The organism is Herpetosiphon geysericola (genome assembly GCF_001306135.1).
Lineage (GTDB): Bacteria > Chloroflexota > Chloroflexia > Chloroflexales > Herpetosiphonaceae > Herpetosiphon > Herpetosiphon geysericola.
On record NZ_LGKP01000022.1, the window covers coordinates 391,607 to 408,229 of the forward strand.

Annotated in this window: 13 protein-coding genes; 10 read left to right on the forward strand and 3 right to left on the reverse strand. The window is 51.2% G+C overall.

Annotated features, from left to right (window positions below):
- The first annotated feature begins 267 nt into the window (after nucleotides 1-267).
- The 3 genes from SE18_RS27835 (at nucleotide 268) to SE18_RS14600 (ending at nucleotide 2,927) form a co-directional block, all read left to right on the forward strand.
- Nucleotides 268-1,629 (forward strand): WXG100 family type VII secretion target, encoded by a 1,362-nt coding sequence (locus SE18_RS27835; protein WP_083469916.1) that lies wholly within the window; start codon nucleotides 268-270, stop codon nucleotides 1,627-1,629.
- An 89-nt stretch (nucleotides 1,630-1,718) separates the two neighbouring features.
- Nucleotides 1,719-2,531 carry a hypothetical protein gene (locus SE18_RS14595; protein WP_054535198.1) on the forward strand — a complete coding sequence of 271 codons (813 nt, stop codon included), beginning with the start codon at nucleotides 1,719-1,721 and terminating at the stop codon, nucleotides 2,529-2,531.
- Between the two features lie 3 nt (nucleotides 2,532-2,534).
- Nucleotides 2,535-2,927, forward strand: coding sequence for a hypothetical protein (locus tag SE18_RS14600; RefSeq protein WP_152976656.1), 393 nt, complete (start codon nucleotides 2,535-2,537; stop codon nucleotides 2,925-2,927).
- Nucleotides 2,928-2,954: 27 nt separating this feature from the next.
- On the opposite strand, the gene SE18_RS14605 is transcribed toward SE18_RS14600, so the two are convergent.
- Complete coding sequence (locus SE18_RS14605) at nucleotides 2,955-3,518, reverse strand: hypothetical protein (protein WP_152976657.1); 564 nt, start codon at nucleotides 3,516-3,518, stop codon at nucleotides 2,955-2,957.
- 116 nt (nucleotides 3,519-3,634) lie between these two features.
- Between SE18_RS14605 and ppgK the strand changes: the two genes are divergently transcribed.
- A complete protein-coding gene (gene ppgK, locus SE18_RS14610) occupies nucleotides 3,635-4,378 on the forward strand; it encodes a polyphosphate--glucose phosphotransferase (RefSeq protein ID WP_054535201.1) in 744 nt (247 codons plus the stop codon).
- 28 nt (nucleotides 4,379-4,406) lie between these two features.
- On the opposite strand, the gene purB is transcribed toward ppgK, so the two are convergent.
- Nucleotides 4,407-5,783 carry an adenylosuccinate lyase gene (gene purB / locus SE18_RS14615; RefSeq protein WP_054535202.1) on the reverse strand — a complete coding sequence of 459 codons (1,377 nt, stop codon included), beginning with the start codon at nucleotides 5,781-5,783 and terminating at the stop codon, nucleotides 4,407-4,409.
- 497 nt (nucleotides 5,784-6,280) lie between these two features.
- On the opposite strand from purB, the gene rpsA reads away from it, so the two are divergent.
- Nucleotides 6,281-7,552, forward strand: coding sequence for a 30S ribosomal protein S1 (gene rpsA, locus SE18_RS14625; RefSeq protein WP_152976658.1), 1,272 nt, complete (start codon nucleotides 6,281-6,283; stop codon nucleotides 7,550-7,552).
- A 318-nt stretch (nucleotides 7,553-7,870) separates the two neighbouring features.
- The gene (locus SE18_RS14630; RefSeq protein ID WP_054535204.1) at nucleotides 7,871-10,384 is read left to right on the forward strand and encodes an ATP-dependent Clp protease ATP-binding subunit; all 2,514 of its coding nucleotides are present in this window, start codon (nucleotides 7,871-7,873) and stop codon (nucleotides 10,382-10,384) included.
- A gap of 65 nt (nucleotides 10,385-10,449) precedes the next feature.
- Here SE18_RS14630 and SE18_RS14635 read toward each other — a convergent pair whose 3' ends face one another.
- A complete protein-coding gene (locus SE18_RS14635) occupies nucleotides 10,450-11,253 on the reverse strand; it encodes a YceI family protein (RefSeq protein ID WP_054535205.1) in 804 nt (267 codons plus the stop codon).
- A gap of 26 nt (nucleotides 11,254-11,279) precedes the next feature.
- Here SE18_RS14635 and SE18_RS14640 point away from each other — a divergent pair, with 26 nt between their 5' ends.
- The 4 genes from SE18_RS14640 to SE18_RS14655 all read left to right on the forward strand — a co-directional run bounded on the left by SE18_RS14640 (nucleotide 11,280) and on the right by SE18_RS14655 (nucleotide 16,603).
- The gene (locus tag SE18_RS14640) at nucleotides 11,280-12,233 is read left to right on the forward strand and encodes a phosphotransferase (protein ID WP_054535206.1); all 954 of its coding nucleotides are present in this window, start codon (nucleotides 11,280-11,282) and stop codon (nucleotides 12,231-12,233) included.
- Nucleotides 12,234-12,444: 211 nt separating this feature from the next.
- Nucleotides 12,445-13,578 carry a cystathionine gamma-synthase gene (locus tag SE18_RS14645; protein ID WP_054535207.1) on the forward strand — a complete coding sequence of 378 codons (1,134 nt, stop codon included), beginning with the start codon at nucleotides 12,445-12,447 and terminating at the stop codon, nucleotides 13,576-13,578.
- A gap of 95 nt (nucleotides 13,579-13,673) precedes the next feature.
- Complete coding sequence (locus SE18_RS14650; protein ID WP_054535208.1) at nucleotides 13,674-14,720, forward strand: TPM domain-containing protein; 1,047 nt, start codon at nucleotides 13,674-13,676, stop codon at nucleotides 14,718-14,720.
- The gene (locus SE18_RS14655) at nucleotides 14,714-16,603 is read left to right on the forward strand and encodes a coiled-coil domain-containing protein (RefSeq protein WP_054535209.1); all 1,890 of its coding nucleotides are present in this window, start codon (nucleotides 14,714-14,716) and stop codon (nucleotides 16,601-16,603) included. Before SE18_RS14650 ends, SE18_RS14655 begins: the two co-directional genes overlap by 7 nt.
- Nucleotides 16,604-16,623: the final 20 nt, after the last annotated feature.

Consider the following 16,623-nt stretch of genomic DNA (forward strand, 5'->3'; position numbering starts at 1 on the left):
TCTTCGTAGCCTTGCGTGCCAATTTAGCGCAAGGCTCAAAATTGCCCCTAAAGCTTCCGAAAAACGTGTTGACAAATAATCATCTGATTTAGTATCCTAATGAGGTATTAATCCTGTTGAGGGATTAGTACCCATCGTCTTTTTCTTGTCCAAAGTCTTGGAAATCCCATTTGGTATGGCCCGTCTTGTGAGAGAACAAGAATTGTGGAGGTTTTGTGGTATTTTTTGTTGCCGTCGCAGTTGTGACGGCGCTCGCTAGGAGGCTGCATGGCCGCAGATATTGTACAGAATAAGTTTGAAGAAGTGGAGCAAGTTTCCAGTCGGTTCCAAAAACTGCACGATCAACAAGTGCAAATGGAATCAATGATTCGCCGCATGCACGACCAGCTGGTGAATTCTTGGGAAGGTGCTGCCGCTGAAGCATTTTTTGCTGAAATGGCTGATGATGTATTTCCAACCCTCAAGCGCTTGCAAAATGTCTTGAGTGTTGGGAGCCAAGTTTCCAAGCAAATCAACCAAATCTTCCGCCAACATGAAGAAGAAGCCTCGAAGGTTGTCACCTTTGAAGGTAACGGCTCAGCATCAGGTGGCGGCGGTAATGGCACCGCAAGCGCTGGGGGCAGCGGTGGTAGCGCCGACGGCGGCAGTGGTAGCGGCGGTGCTGCTGGCGCTGGGGTTGCTGCTGGTGGCGGTGGCGGCGGCTCATCGTCAGGTGGTGGCGGTGGCGGCTCGGCATCAGGTGGTGGCGGCGGCTCATCGTCAGGTGGTGGTGGTGGCGGCGGTAGCTCATCGTCAGGTGGCGGTGGTGGCGGCGGTAGTAGCACTGCGAGTGCTGGTGGCGGCGGTGGCGGTGGTGGCGGTGGCGAAACCAGCCAAAGCCCAATGTCACCAGATCAAGTCTTCAATGATAAATACATGGGCGATTTGGTCGGCCAACAATTCCAAGGTGCTGGCAACCCTGAGTTGAACTCAGCCATGGAATTGCTCACCAGTGGCAACGCGACTCCTGAACAAGTCGAAGAAGCCCTGAAGAAAATTGCCGCAGCCCGTGGCTTGCCAATCGAAAAAGTTCAAGCCGACTATGCCAAGTTCCTTGAATTGCGCGATCAAGCAGCCAAAACTGGCGCAGCCAACGGTCAATCAGCAGTCGAAGCCATCAACCAAACCTTCCACGGCGATTTCATGGGCAGCACCTCAAGCTTGCGCTATGGCAAAGTCGTCGGCGACGTATTGGGCATCGACCCAGTATTTGCTTCGATGCTCAACCCAAGCGGTGGCTTGGTTGGCCCTGGTAACAAGGCAATTGACTTGGGCGATTCGCCAGTCAGCTATCACGGTGCAGTCCACGATGCTGCTGGCTACCTCTTCAACTACCACGATACCGGCCCAGGCTACAACTACCTTGGCTTGGAACGCCGCGACACGGCCAACCCATTGACCGGCCAAGAATCTGGTATTCGCTACTGGAACGAAAAAATGGGCAACACCGGCATCGGTGCAACCATTAGCAATGGCGCTGGCAGCTTGATTGGCAAAGCCCAAGATGCAGTCAATTGGTTTGGCGATGTCAAAAAGGATGTTCAAAATACCTGGGGTGGAGTCAAAGATTGGTTCTCCAAAACCTTCTAGGTAATCCTTAAGTTCAATCGTATAATGGGCAGTGGCTTGGACGTTGTTGCAACGCCGATCCACTGCCCATTTCAGCAGGAGGCCAGAAGATGGCACAAACACGCGAATTAACCTACCCATTGCAGTTCAGCACTGCCCAATTTTCGTATCTCTTGGGGATGGTTCATGCTCAAAACGTGATCGGTGGCGATGATGCTACGTTGTTCCCAGCTGATCCGGCCCAGCGCCAAGCGCAATGGGATCAGGGTTTGGCTGAATTGCAAGCCGATCAGTGGATTGTTTGGGATGAGGCTGCTGGCCATTTTTCCATGACCGATCCCTTGATGATGGTGATTGCAACTGTCGCCGAACCAGATATGGTGGTGGTTAGCGAGTGGCAACATCGCTCAAGTGGTAGCCAAGGCGTTAGCCACTATTTCTCGCCCAGCGGCATCATCGAAATGAGCTTGGTTGATGGCCAATATACTTTGGTTGCGCTCACGAACATCGATGTGATGACTGAGCGCTTGGCGCATAGTTTGGGCTATCAAGATATTGCGCAGCCAGATGCTGGCTTTAACTTCCCCCGCGAATTGGTCGAGCAAGCCAGACAAAATCCAGACCCACGCTGGTTGGCCCAACAAGGCATCGCGCCAGAAGCTGCCCAGTATTTTGCCGAAACCTTGCAAGCAACCGCTAGCCGCGGCACGGTGACGATTTTGCGTACCATCGAAGCCAAAGCAGTTGGCATGCGCTTGGTGGGCGCATTAATTGGCGCTGGTGGTCAACAATGGCTCGCCTTGCCCCACCCCAATCAAACAATCGACTACTTTACGGCAACCACTGCCAATTTTATGGGCGTAACCAGTTCGTTGATCAACGAGTTGCTCAATACGCCAATTGAAGAGCTAGTGGCTGGCTAGGCTATGAAGATCGTTCGTGTGTGGGCGCTGTTGAGTCTGTTATTAATCAGCCTTGCTGGTTGTGGTGGTGATGACATGGATAAAGTGCATATTCGAATTCGCAACGATAGCGACATCGATATTGAGAATTTTTGGCTTGGCGCTGGCGGGGTTGGCCAAGAAACTACGCCCTATGGTGCAATTAGTTCTGGCCATATTACCGAGTATCAAGCCCACGCGCCAGTGCTTGCCAACTATCGCAAGATGAATTTCGTCACTGTCGATGGCAAACAATATCTCGATGTAATCTATCCCGAAAAGTATGTTGGTACGCCTGAGTTGGCTCCTGGCTACTACACATTTTCGTATGCGCTGGTCAACGATAAGCCGGTGCTGACCTTGACCAAAGATAAATAGATAAATAGGTTGTAAACACCGCAGTTTTTACTTACTGCGGTGTTTTTTTATACGCTGCCAAAGATAGGCTAAGCCCACTCCGACCAACACCACAAAGCTGCCATTAACAAATAGCCACTTGCTAGCACTCAACCATGGCGTGAGCCAATCGATAATGGGCGTGCGCTCAGGATAACGACCCATCACCAGCGCTGCGCCACAATTTTCAGCATAATCAAGCCCTAAACCGATAATTGGCACTAGATTCAGCAAGCGCCAAGGGCTGCCAGCCGCAAACGTGCGTTGGCCCAACCAACTAATGGCGGTGGCCAAAAATAGCGTATAGGCCAAGGGCCAAATCAGATCAAAGCTAAACCGCGCGCTAACATATGCAGCCCGACCTTCTGGGCCGTAGGCTTCTGCAAAGCGATACAAATCATCGGCACTATAGAATAAACTACTATCCGGCGAGCCAACCTCGGCACTATATTGCTGCGACTTTTGGGCTTGTTGCGGTAGGACGAAGCCCAAAAAACCAACGAAAATCGCCAGCCCAACCAGGACCAGCCAACCCTTGCTCTGGCGTTCAAGCCAGCGCGAAAATCTACCCATTGCAATGCTCCAACTAAGCTGCTCGTTATTGCTACGCACAAACTGCCTGCTTGGATCAGACTTCAAGGCATAGTCTGTGCTTGCATTGATTAAGCTACTTTGCAGGAGGATTATGCATGCAGATTTTAGGCCTCGATATTGGCGGCACGGGGATTAAAGCGGCTCCGGTCGATTGTGAAACTGGCAAATTATTGGCCGAGGTGGAGCGCCGCGACACACCGCAGCCAGCCACGCCCGATTCAGTGCTTGAGGTTGTGCAAGAGTTAGTTGAGCATTTTGATTGGCAAGGGCCAATTGGCTGTGGCTTTCCGGCGGTGGTGCAGCGCGGGATTGTGCGCACGGCCTCGAATATTGATCAACGTTGGTTGCATTGCGAGGTGGCATCGCGCTTCAGCAAACATTTTGATCGCGAAGTAACCGTGATTAACGATGCTGATGCTGCTGGCCTGGCTGAAATTACCTTTGGTGCTGGCCGCGAAGTAATGGGAACCTTGCTCATGCTGACCTTGGGCACAGGCATTGGCACCGCGCTCTTCCATGATCACGATTTAGTGCCAAATTTGGAGCTTGGCCAGATTATTGTGCGTAGTAAGCCTGGCCACGAGTGGGCAGCCGCCAGCGTGCGCGAAGAGCAAAATCAAAGTTGGGAGCAATGGGCGCATGGCGTGGAGCTATTTTTGCAAACCATCGAAGTGATGCTGTGGCCCGATTTAATTATTCTTGGCGGCGGCGTTAGCAAAGATGCCGATCAATTTTTGGATCGGATTCGAATACGGGCCAAATTAGTGCCAGCCCGCTTGACCAACGATGCTGGAATTATTGGCGCTGCCTTGTTTGCGGCGCAAGCAAGCCCCGAATAACAGTGTTGCGCTTCGGGGCTACGCGAATTTAAATCTTTTTACGAGCTAGTTTGGCGGCTAAGCCAATGTAGGTTTCTGGGCGTAATGCATGCAATTCCTCACGCACTTCGGGCCGCACATCAAGCTCGTCGATAAAACTATGCAAATCTTCGAGCGTAATTTGGCGCCCGCGAGCCAGCTTTTTCATGGCTTCGTATGGCTCTGGGTAGCGTTCGCGGCGCAAAATTGTTTGAATTGCTTCGGTCAGCACCTCAGGATGGCTGGCCAACTCGGCGTAGGCTTTGTCGGCGTTGAAGGCCAATTTGCGCAAGCCTTTGAGCAAGCGTTGATAGGCAAACAAACTATGGCCAAACGCTACGCCAAGGTTGCGCAGCACGGTACTATCCGAGAGATCGCGTTGCAAGCGCGAAATTGGCAATTTGCGGCCAAAAAATTCGAGCAAGCTATTGGCTAGCAACAAATTGCCCTCTGCATTTTCAAAGTCAATTGGGTTAACTTTGTGTGGCATCGTCGATGAGCCAACTTCGCCAGCCACACTTGCTTGGCCAAACACCGAATCAGAAATGTAGCGCCACATGTCTTGTGAGAGATCAACCAAAATTGTGTTGACGCGGCGCAACGCATCGCCAACCTCAACCACGCTATCATGCGGCTCGATTTGGGTGCTCAGCAAGGTTGGCTCCAAGCCCAAAAACTTCACAAACGCCGAGCTAAATGTGATCCAGTCAACATCGGGCAAGGCTGCTTGATGGGCAGCAAACGTGCCTGTTGCCCCATTCAGCTTGCCAGTTAATCGGATGTGTAAAAGCTGTTCGATTGCGCGGTTGACGCGCGCCGCAAAGACCGCAATTTCTTTGCCCATCGTGGTTGGGGTGGCTGGCTGGCCGTGAGTTTTAGCCAATAATGGTGCTTCTGCATGCGCAATTTGCATATCACGCAATTGGCCAAGAATCTGACCGAGCGCTGGCAACAACACAACATCGCGCGATTCTTGCACCATCAAGGCATAGGCCAGATTGTTGACATCTTCTGACGTCAAGGCAAAGTGGACAGCCTCTTTATATTGGCCCAGCCCAAACTGATCGAGCTTTTCGCGCAGCCAATATTCGACCGCCTTCACATCGTGGTTAACTTTGCGATCCCATGTGGCAATTGCGACTGCATCTTCGACGCTAAATTGACGATATAAATTGCGTAACGCGCCAGCCAACTGACCATCGATGCCTTCGATCAAGCCAATTCGCGGTGCGCGTGCTAAAAATAATAAATATTCAACTTCAACCCGCACGCGATAGCGCCATAAAGCGGCTTCGCTAAAATGACCACTAAGCGCCTCAACATCTTTACGATAGCGGCCATCAAGCGGCCCAATCGCCAGTAAAGCCTGTTGATTAATCTCGCTCATGAGAATCCTCACTATGGTTGGTAGAATTAAATGCACTCCATTGTAGATCAAAAGTATGAAGAACAAAGAGCATAGAACATAGGGCAAAAGTCAGAAGTTTAACGCAGCGGCGCAGAGGAACGATGGCTATAGGCTTTTGGCTGATGGCTATGGGAAATTAATAATCTGAGCCAATCTGTGCAATCTGTGGCTAAAAAATAATGCTTCGGAGAATTCGTGCAATTCGTGGCTAAAAATCTAGCCTGCGTGTGCTTCGTGGCCTTCGCGGTTACACTTCTTCTGGCAATCTGTGGCTAAAAAATCTAGCCTGCGTGTGCTTCGTGCGCTTCGTGGTTGCGTTGCTTCGTGTTCCTTCGTGTCCTTCGTGGATCAACACCTGATCCCCACATCTGAAAAAAACCTTGCCTTTTGCATCCTGCTTCTGTATAATTTTGATATCGGGTTCACGCTGTCCGCCCTTCCTCGGGAATCCTCTTTTGGCAAAAGGACGACGCATTATGGACGAGCAAACAAAACCGGGCATGGATCAATCTGATGTGCTTCCTAGCACAGGATTGGACGCGACCCCAGAGGCCGATCAGTTTAGCGATGATGATCGTGCTTTGCTGGAGGCCTATCTCCGTGATCCAGCCCACGATTATCGCAATCTCAAGTATGGTGATTCGGTCGATGGCACGATTGTTCGCGTTGATCGCGACGAGGTGCTAGTCGATATTGGCTCCAAGTCTGAGGGCGTGGTGCCAGGTCGCGAGATGACCAGTCTGTCGTCGGAAGAACGCGCCGAACTCAAGGTTGGCGATGTCTTGCTTGTTACAGTCGTTCAAACCGAAGACGCTGAAGGGCGTATCGTGTTGTCGATAGATAAAGCACGCCAAGAAAAGAGCTGGCGCGCCTTGCAAGTCAACCACGAAGCTGGCGATGTGATTCACGCTGCCGTGACCAACTACAACAAAGGTGGTCTGTTGGTCAACCTGACTGGGGTGCGCGGTTTCGTGCCATCATCACAGGTTAGCAGTGTTAGCCGTGGCTCCGATGTGCAAAAACAATCGGATATGGCCAAATTGGTTGGCCAAACCTTGCCACTCAAAATTATCGAAATCAACCGCTCACGCAATCGCCTAATCCTATCCGAGCGCCAAGCAGTTCAAGAAGTGCGTGATTCACGCAAGGATCAGCTGCTCGAAAAATTGGAACCAGGTGCAGTGCGCAGTGGTCGTGTGACTAGTCTTTGCGATTTCGGAGCCTTTGTTGATATCGGCGGGGCTGACGGTCTTGTCCACCTTTCAGAGCTTTCGTGGAGTCGCGTTAAGCATCCAGAGGAAGTGCTAAAAGTTGGCGATGCAGTCAATGTGTATATTCTCAGCGTTGATGAAGATAAAAAACGGATTGCCCTGAGCATCAAACGCACCCAAGCTGAGCCTTGGACAACCGTTACTGACCGCTATCAAATTGGCCAAGCTGTTTCCGGCGTTGTGACCCAACTGACGGCCTTTGGCGCGTTTGTTCGGCTCGAAGATGGCATCGAAGGCTTGATCCACATCTCAGAAATGAGCGATGAACGGATTCAACACCCGCGCGATGTGATTAACGAAGGTGATACGGTTTCTGCCCGCATTATTCGGATCGATCCATCACGCAAGCGGATTGGCTTGAGCATGCGCAATGGGAGCAGCGAAGCAGCAGAAGCTGAGCCAGAAACACCTGCTGAAGCCGAAGTGGCTGAGTCAGCAAGCACCGAATCAGCTGAGAGCGATGCTTCTGAAGCATAAACCCAATGGCCTTGCATATGCGAGGGTCAATAGAACCCTCCTTATTCTCCTGCTGCATGAGGCATGCTCATTTCAAGCAAAACGCTAATAAAATGGGCATGCCTGATCCGTAGATAGTGATACAATTAAGGCACGACGCTTCCGATGCGGCACACCCATTGCCAAAGAATGAAGCCGAGATGCTGCCCCAGTTTCGAGAGCACTCCCAATTAGCATTGTACGACCTATCGACACCTAGCAGCATCGACTATTGTCATAGATAACACGCCAAGGCTTAATCTTACTTATCCTAAGGTTGCCTTGCTTTGGAGCAAACATATGGGTGCATACGACAAAATGAGCCGCCGCGCTAAGCAAGTGATGAGCTTTGCCCAAGAAGAGGCGCGAGCGTTTAATCATCCCTATATCGGCACCGAGCATTTATTGCTGGGCTTGATTTTGGAAGGTGAAGGGGTCGCCGCTCGTGTGTTGGCTGAACTTGGTGTTACCATCACAAAAGCCCGGAATGCTGTTGAATTTATTGTTGGGCATGGCGATGGCCCACGCTCAACCTCAGAAATTGATTTAACCGCCCGCGCGAAAAAAGTTTTTGAGTATGCTATCGATGAAGCTCGCAAACTCAATCATACTTACATTAGCACTGAGCATATTTTGCTTGGTTTGGTGCGCAATGCAGAAGGTGTCGCAACTGGGGTGCTCGAAATTATGAATGTTGGGCTTGACCAAGTGCGTACCCAAGTGATGCGCATGATGCGTCAAGGCGTTGGCGGTAGCAGCACACCAAGCCCAAGCGCTGGTGGCGAACGCCAAGCCAAACAAAGCAAAACACCATATCTCGATGCGCTTTCAACCGATCTGACCGAGTTGGCCGAAGCTGGTCGTCTCGATCCCGTCGTCGGGCGCAAAGATGAAATTGAGCGCGTGATTCAAATTTTGTCACGGCGTACCAAAAATAACCCTGCCCTTATTGGCGAACCTGGGGTTGGGAAAACCGCAATCGCTGAAGGTTTGGCGCAACGAATTGTTGCCGATGATGTTCCAGATTCCCTCAAAGGCAAGCGTTTGGTAACGCTTGATATGGGTGCTTTGGTGGCTGGAACCAAATATCGCGGGCAATTCGAAGAACGGCTCAAGCGAGTGGTTGACGAAATTAAAGAAAGCCGCTGTATTCTCTTCATCGATGAATTCCATACGATTATTGGCGCTGGTGGAGCCGAAGGCACGCTCGATGCCGCTAATATTCTCAAGCCAGCGCTTTCGCGCGGCGAATTGCAATGTATCGGCGCTACTACGCTCGATGAGTTCCGTAAATATATTGAAAAAGATGCAGCGCTCGAACGCCGTTTCCAACCAGTGATGGTCGATGAGCCAACCATCGAGGAAACTATCGAAATCTTGCGTGGGATCAAAACCCGCTACGAAGATTTTCATCAATTGCAAATCGAAGACGAAGCGATTACTGCCGCCGCCGTGCTCAGTGCTCGCTACGTTCCCGACCGTTTCTTGCCTGATAAAGCGATCGACTTGATTGACGAAGCTTCATCACGGGTGCGCATGTATCGCTCAGCCACGCCATCAGCCTTGCGCGATGCCTTGCGTGGGCTTGATGCGATTCGCAAGGAAAAAGACGCAGCGCTCGAAGAAGGTCAATTCGAAGTCGTGCAAGATCTGCGGATTCGCGAAGAGCGCATGCTCCAACGCATCACCGATCTTGAAGATGAAGAAGAAAAGAGCCGTGGCTCGGAGCAACGCAAAGGCAAGCCCTACGTTACCCAAGAAGATATTGCCGAAGTTGTGGCAATGTGGACTGGGATTCCAGTAATGCGCTTGGCCAGCGAAGAAACCGAGCGGCTCATGAAGATGGAAGATTATCTGCATGAGCGGGTTATCGGCCAAGAAGAGCCAATTTCGACGATTGCGCGTGCTGTACGTCGTGCCCGTGCAGGCTTGAAAGATCCCAAGCGCCCCATCGGCTCGTTTATTTTCTTGGGGCCAACCGGGGTTGGTAAAACCTTGCTGGCCAAGGCCTTGGCTGAGTTTATGTTTGGCTCAGAAGATGCCTTGATCAAAATCGATATGTCGGAGTTCCAAGAACGTTTCAATACTTCGCGTTTGGTTGGCTCGCCTCCAGGCTACGTCGGCTATGGCGAAGGCGGGCAATTAACCGATGCAGTGCGGCGGCGCCCCTATAGCGTGGTGCTGTTTGACGAAATCGAAAAAGCCCATCCTGATACCTTCAACTTGCTCTTGCAAGTGCTGGAAGATGGCAACTTGACCGATGGTAAAGGCCGACGGGTCGATTTCCGCAATACTGTGATCATTATGACCTCGAACGTTGGGACTGAGCAAATTCGCCGTGGTTCGCGGATTGGCTTTGGTGGCAATCGCAACACAATCGATGTTGAGGACACCCGCAAGAAGGTCGATGACGAACTGAAGCGCATGTTCCGCCCTGAATTTCTCAACCGGATTGATGGGACGATCATTTTCCACCCATTGACCGATATTGAGATTCGCAACATTGCCCGCTTGGAAGTCAACCGCGTGCGCAAGCAATTGGTCGATCATCAAATTGATCTGTTGGTAACCGATGAAACTTTGGATCTGTTGGCCAAACGTGGCTACGACCCAACCTATGGCGCTCGTCCATTGCGCCGCGTCATCACCAATATGATTGAAGATGGCTTGGCTGAAGGCTTGCTGCAAGGTCGCTTCAAAGATGGCGATAAGATTCATATCGAACTTGAGGATAACGAAGTGGTCTTGCGCACTGAGCGCGAGGCCGCCGAGTTGGAAAATCCTAGCGTCGAGCCAGAAGCAGAATTAGTCTAAACTAGCAAACAAAATCGCCCTGATCGTAATGATCAGGGCGATTTTACATTTCCTCGTCAAATCAACTATTGGGCAACTGCCTTAGCAACCAAATCCAAGGTCAACAACACTTCATCTTCGGCCTTGAGCATGCCGCCAATATCAGGAGCATCAACATTGAAGCTGCTCATATTGAATTTGGTAGTGGCTTTGCCGGTCAAGGTATCGCCATTCAACGTTGCGGTCACATCAAAGGTCATTGGGTTGGTGGTATCGTGAATCGTCATATCGCCAGTAATCTTGAAGGTGAATTCGACGCCTTCTTTGAGATCGCTTGGCAAGTCGCTAATCACAGCATTCTTGAACACAGCGTTGGGATATTGCGATGATTCCAGCCATTCGCGGCGAATTGCATTGTCGCGGCGTTCGCTATCCGATTGCAATTGGCTGATGTCAACCACAATCTCGCCAACTTGTGAGTTAGCTGGGGTTGCGGTATCGATCAAAATATCGCCAGCGATGGCTTTGGTTACGCCAACTGCATCAACGATTTGGTTATCTTTCAAGAAGGTTTCGCGCACTTGATAGCTAGCACTTGATTGGCTGGCATCAATGCGGTAGATTTTAGCACCAGCAGCGGCTGGCTGTGAAGCATCTGTCGTAGGTTCGGTGCCGGTTGTGGCGGTCGCAGCTGCGCCTGTATCGCTGGCAGTGGTTGGGGTTGCTGGTGCGGCAGCAGTTGTTGGAGCCGTTGTTGGCAAGACCAAGGTTGCGGCGACTGGTGTGCTCGTCGATACCTCTACATCAGATGTGAGCCACAAGCTATAGGCGATAACGCCAATGATTGCGACGGCAATAACGCCGCCAATAATTAAACCAATTTTCTTCATCGAAGAATCCTTTCGTGAGCTAAATTATGCAACAACTCGATCTTTTGTGGGAAACTGGCGATGCCGCTCAAGCATTGCAACAACGCTTTGGCTGGGATGCTGCCAGTGCCAACGCGTGGGTGTCCGCGTTGCTCCACGAGCACTATGGCCTTGCTGAGATTCAAATCTTGCGTTGCAGCATTAGCGCTGGCAATGCAATTCTTTGGCTCAACAATGATCATGATCGCTGGATTTTTAAGATCAGCGTTGATCAAGGCCGTCATGCGCAAATCGAACAAAGTGTTGAGCTTCAACACTGGCTTTCAGTACAACAAATCTCTGTCCCGTTGATCGTCCCAAGCAAGGCTGGCCAACGAACGCTTAAGATTAATGAACGATGTGTATATCTCCAACAGTGGCTCGATGGCACGCCGCCTGACCCTGAGTCTAGCCAACAGTTGTGGAGAATTGGTGAAGCAACTGCTAAGCTGCAACAATGCTTCACGAGTTATCCCGCTGCCGTAGATCTGCCGCAAGTTTTATTTCCGTTAGATCAAGTCTGCATGGGCTTGGCTGCATGGTTGGGTGATACAGCTGGAGCTGAGCCATTGCAGCACCAGCTTAATCAACTGGCGCAACAAGGGCTTGAGCATTTGCCGCGTGGCGTGTGCCATAACGATATTCGCGCCGCCAATCTGTTATTCAAAGCTGATCAGCTGCAAGCAGTTTTAGATTTTGAAGAAGTTGGCTGGCGCTGCTTGGTGCTGGAATTAGCGTGGACAGCAGTTCATGGTTTGACGCTGTATCGCAATTGGCAACCAGCTACGGTGGCTCAACAACAAGCAATTATCGCTGGCTATCAAACGATTCGGCCTTTGTATGCTGATGAGCTGGCGATTTTGCCAAGCTTGTGTCGTTTACAAAGTCTTTACCTTTTATGTTCGCAAGGTTCTACGGCGCTGGATGCAATTGAGCGCTTAAAAGAATTAAATTGGGATTAAAAATCACCCCTAAATCACCAGCATGTGGGATGGCGTTTGGCCTAAATTGCGCTATACTGAAATCAAACCTTCTCCTCTCTCTTCTCTCCCACAAGCGGCTCCATTATGCGAGCCGTTTGTGGTTTTAGGCGCTTCCTTCACTCAACAAAAGCGGCGTGCTATAATCGCAAGTAGGCAATGTCGCCTTTTTTGCATACGAAGGAGCACACTTGTGGATTATGGCTTTGCAACCCGCGCCATCCATGCCGGGCAAGACCCAGAATCAGTAACCGGCGCAGTCATTGTGCCAATTTATCAGACTTCAACCTATGCCCAACGTGGCGTTGGCGACCATACAGGCTATGAATATTCACGCACCGATAACCCAACCCGCACCGCGCTCCAAACCTGTTTAGCTGCTTTGGAAGAGGCAAAACACGCTTTGGTGTTTGCTTCGGGTTTGGGTGCTTCGACGACCTTAATGCTGATGCTCAAAGCTGGTGATCATGTGATTTGTGGCGATGATGTGTATGGCGGCACTTATCGCTTGTTCCAACGGGTGATGACCGAGCACGGCCTGAGCTTTGATTTCGTTGATATGGCTGATCCTGAGGCAGTGCGGGCGGCAATTAAGCCAAATACGCGCTTGATTTGGCTGGAAACTCCCACCAATCCGTTATTGAAACTGGCTCCAATTGCCGCAATTACCCGGGTTGCCCGCGAGCATGGCATTTGGACGATTGTCGATAATACCTTTGCCTCGCCCTACAACCAACGCCCAATCACCTTGGGAGCCGATATGGTCTTACATAGCACGACCAAATATATTGGCGGCCACAGCGATGTGGTTGGCGGCGCAATTATGACCTCGAACGATGAGCTGTATGAGAAATTGAAGTTTTTGCAAAATGCCGCCGGTGCTGTGCCAGGCCCCTTTGATTGCTGGTTGGTGCTGCGTGGGGTCAAAACCTTGAGCATTCGCATGCGCGAGCACGAACGCAACGCTTTGGCAATTGCCCAATTTTTAACCGAACATCCTGGGGTTGAAAAAGTAATTTACCCAGGTTTGCCATCGCATCCACAACACAATTTGGCCCGCGAGCAAATGCGCGGCTTTGGCGGCATGATCTCGATTTTGCTCAAAGGAGGCGCCGAAGCAGCCAATGCGATGGTCACCAAAACCAAGCTTTTTACCCTCGCTGAGAGCCTTGGCGGGATTGAATCGTTAATTGAAGTGCCAGCGGGCATGACCCATATGAGCGTTGCTGGCTCGAAACTTGAAGTACCAGCCAATTTAGTGCGGCTTTCGGTAGGAATCGAAGATATTAATGATTTATTGCGCGACCTTGAGCAAGCACTTGCGTAGTAGTAACGGTAAGGCGCTATAGCCATGGCTTGGATTAGGCTATGGCATTCGCGCTTCCTAATCCAAGTTTGGTTCTTTCTTGTTGGAGGTTGGCTATGAAACAACGTCGCTGGGGCATATTGATGCTCTGGATGCTCAGTTTGATGCTCTTTGCTGCGCCTAGTTTTGCCCAAAGCGGCAAAGTGGTGATCGATAACAACGGGGTTGATATTGACGAAAGTCGGATCAATACCGCTGCCCGCCAATTGACTGATAAAGGCGCATTGGTGGTGGTCGTGCTGACCGACAGCACTGGCGGCCAAAGTGAAACCGCCTATTTGGATAGCCGCCTCAAAGATCTGGGCATTGGCAATAGCTCAAAGGCTGGCGATCGTCCAAACAACGTTTTGATTTACTATGTCTCGTTTGATCCACGCTATAGCTCAATTTTGCCAGGCAGTGCCTACAATCAAGCGCTGACCACTGGCAATCAATCGGACGCGATTCGCAATAATCAGCTGAATGCAGGGCTTAAGGCCAACGATCCTACGCGAGGATTGGTCGATGCGCTGACCGCAACCTCGCGGGTGATCAGCGATCCTGCTGGCGCAGCTTCGAGCAGCTCGCAAAGCAGCAGTAGTAGCAGTGGGATTGGCTCAAGCCTGGTTTGGATTATTGTGATCATTGCGCTGGTGGCGATTGGCTTCTTTGTGGTGCCGGGCTTGCTCAAGCGCCGTTCAAGCCAAGCTGCCGAAGCAGGAGCACAAGTCAATACGCGGGCACGCTTTGATCAAGCCAAGAAAAACGCTGGGATTGCGATTGCAGATCTTGCCCAAGCAATGCGTGATGCAGGCGAAAAACAACGCTTTGATAAAATTAGCTATCCAACCACCCAAGCCAATGAATTAGAAAAGCGGCATCGGGCTGCTGAAAGTAGTTTTACCCAAATCAAAGTTCAATTTGATGATATTAATGAACGGATTGATAACGTCGCAAATCCTTCAGTGACCGATTTGGAAGGCGCTGCTGGAGGCTACGATGGCATTACCAACCAAGTTCGTCAATTGACCAGCGAATTGCAAGCAATGGATGGACTTCGCAAAGAGCTGGATACGATCAATGCCCAAGCGCCAGCAGAGGTTGACCGCGCAAAAAAATGGTAACCGACGCTGCCGATTTGTTGCAACGGATTGGTGGAAAACAGGCACAAGCCCAAGTTGCCACGATTCAGCAACAAGTAATGCAGGCCGCTCAATCATTAGCATCAAAACATGCTAACGATGCTCGGCAATCTGCGAGTGTAGCGTCGGAACAATTGATCAAACTGCAACCATTGCTTGATCGGCTCAAAAGCGCCGAGGCCCAACTTAAGGCCGCCGAGGAATATTTGCCAAGTATCAATGGCAAGCGGGCTGCTGGCGTAAAACAGCTGGTCGCCGAAGGCACGCAAGTGTTGCAAAATGCCGCTGTGCAAATTACCGAAACTGATGCCAGCGATTTAGTTGATGAAGCTGAGCGGATTGCCCAACGTGCCTATAAACTTGGGCCTGATTTCGCCAGCACCCAACAATCGTTCAATCAACGGCTCGAAGCAGTTAATGCTCGCGGCCTTGAATTGAATGGTCGTTTGGAAGCAAGCCGCAACGAGTTTGCTGAAGTCAATCAATATGCGCCCGAATCGTGGAGCGATATTCGTGGCAATGGCAGCGAAGCAGCTTCAGCAGTTGCGCAAGCGCACCAACTTTGGCAAACAGCGCAAGCCAAAATCGCCCCCGACCAAGATGATTGGGCTGGTGGCTTGGAAGAGTTGGAAACTGCCGAAGAGCGTTTGGTTTATGCCGATACCTTGTTAAACGCAATTAGCAAGCGTTTGGCCGATTTGCGCGAAGCCCAAAAGAGCGCCACGAATCAAATCGAAGATGCCAAGCGCGATATTAAACTTGGCTGGGGCTATGTGCGAAACAACGATGCTGATGTGGGCAAAGCGCCAGAAAAAGCCTTATCCCAAGCTGAATCGTTGTTGCAAAATGTCGAAAGCCAATTGACGCGCGAAAAGCCCAATTGGATTAGCGTTTTGCAACAGGTAACCCAAGCTCGCCAATATGCCGACCAAGCCTTGGCTGGTGCGCGTTCTGAAGTTGAAACCATGAACGCCAAGCGTGCCCAAGCCAAAGATTTGGCCAAAGCTGCCCAAGCAGAGCTTGGCAAATTGCAAAACTTTGCCCAGTTGCACCCTGTCGATGCCAAACCTGAGCATCGCAAAAAAATCGATGCCATTGGGCGCACGCTCTCTGAAGCCGATACCGCGTTGCTTTCAGCCGATCGCAGCGAGGAAGAAGCACGGGCTGGTGCTTTAGATTCGGCAATTGGTGGCTATAACACGGTTATCAGCCAAGCAGCGCCATTGTATAGCGCGATGTACGAAAGCTTTCAATCGTTGGAAGTGTTGCGGCGCGAAGCTTCGGAAGCGGTGCAAGTGGCCCAACAATCGCTCAACAACGCAAACCAATGGTATACCCAATATGGCCATGTCTTGCCTGCTAATTCCAATGGGCGGAGTTTGCTGAGCAAAGCCCAACAAACGCTGCGCCAGTACAATCCGAATGCTGATGCAGAGGAATTGAAAAAGATTGCGGCCAGCGCCCGCGAAGCCAATGGCTATGCGCATGAAGCGGCCCAAATTATTCAAACTGCGTCGCAAAGTTATCAACAAAGCCATCAGCCACAGTATGGCGGCCAGTATCAAAGCGGCCACTATTCTGGGCGGCGCGATAATGATGTTGGCGATTTGCTGACTGGGATGTTTATTGGCTCGATGATGAACAGCGGTCGTGATCATCACCATGGTGGTGGTTGGGGCAGCGGTGGCGGCGGCTGGGGCGGTGGTAGCTCCGGCGGCGGCAGCATCTTTGATAATAGCTCTAGCGGCTCCGGCGATTCCGGCGGCGGTTGGGGCGGCATGTTCAGCGGCGGCTCTGGCGATTCCGGCGGCGATTGGGGCGGCGGTGGCGATAGTAGCTCCGGCGACTCCGGTGGTAGTTGGTAAATAAGCAACGAGCGCTGTAC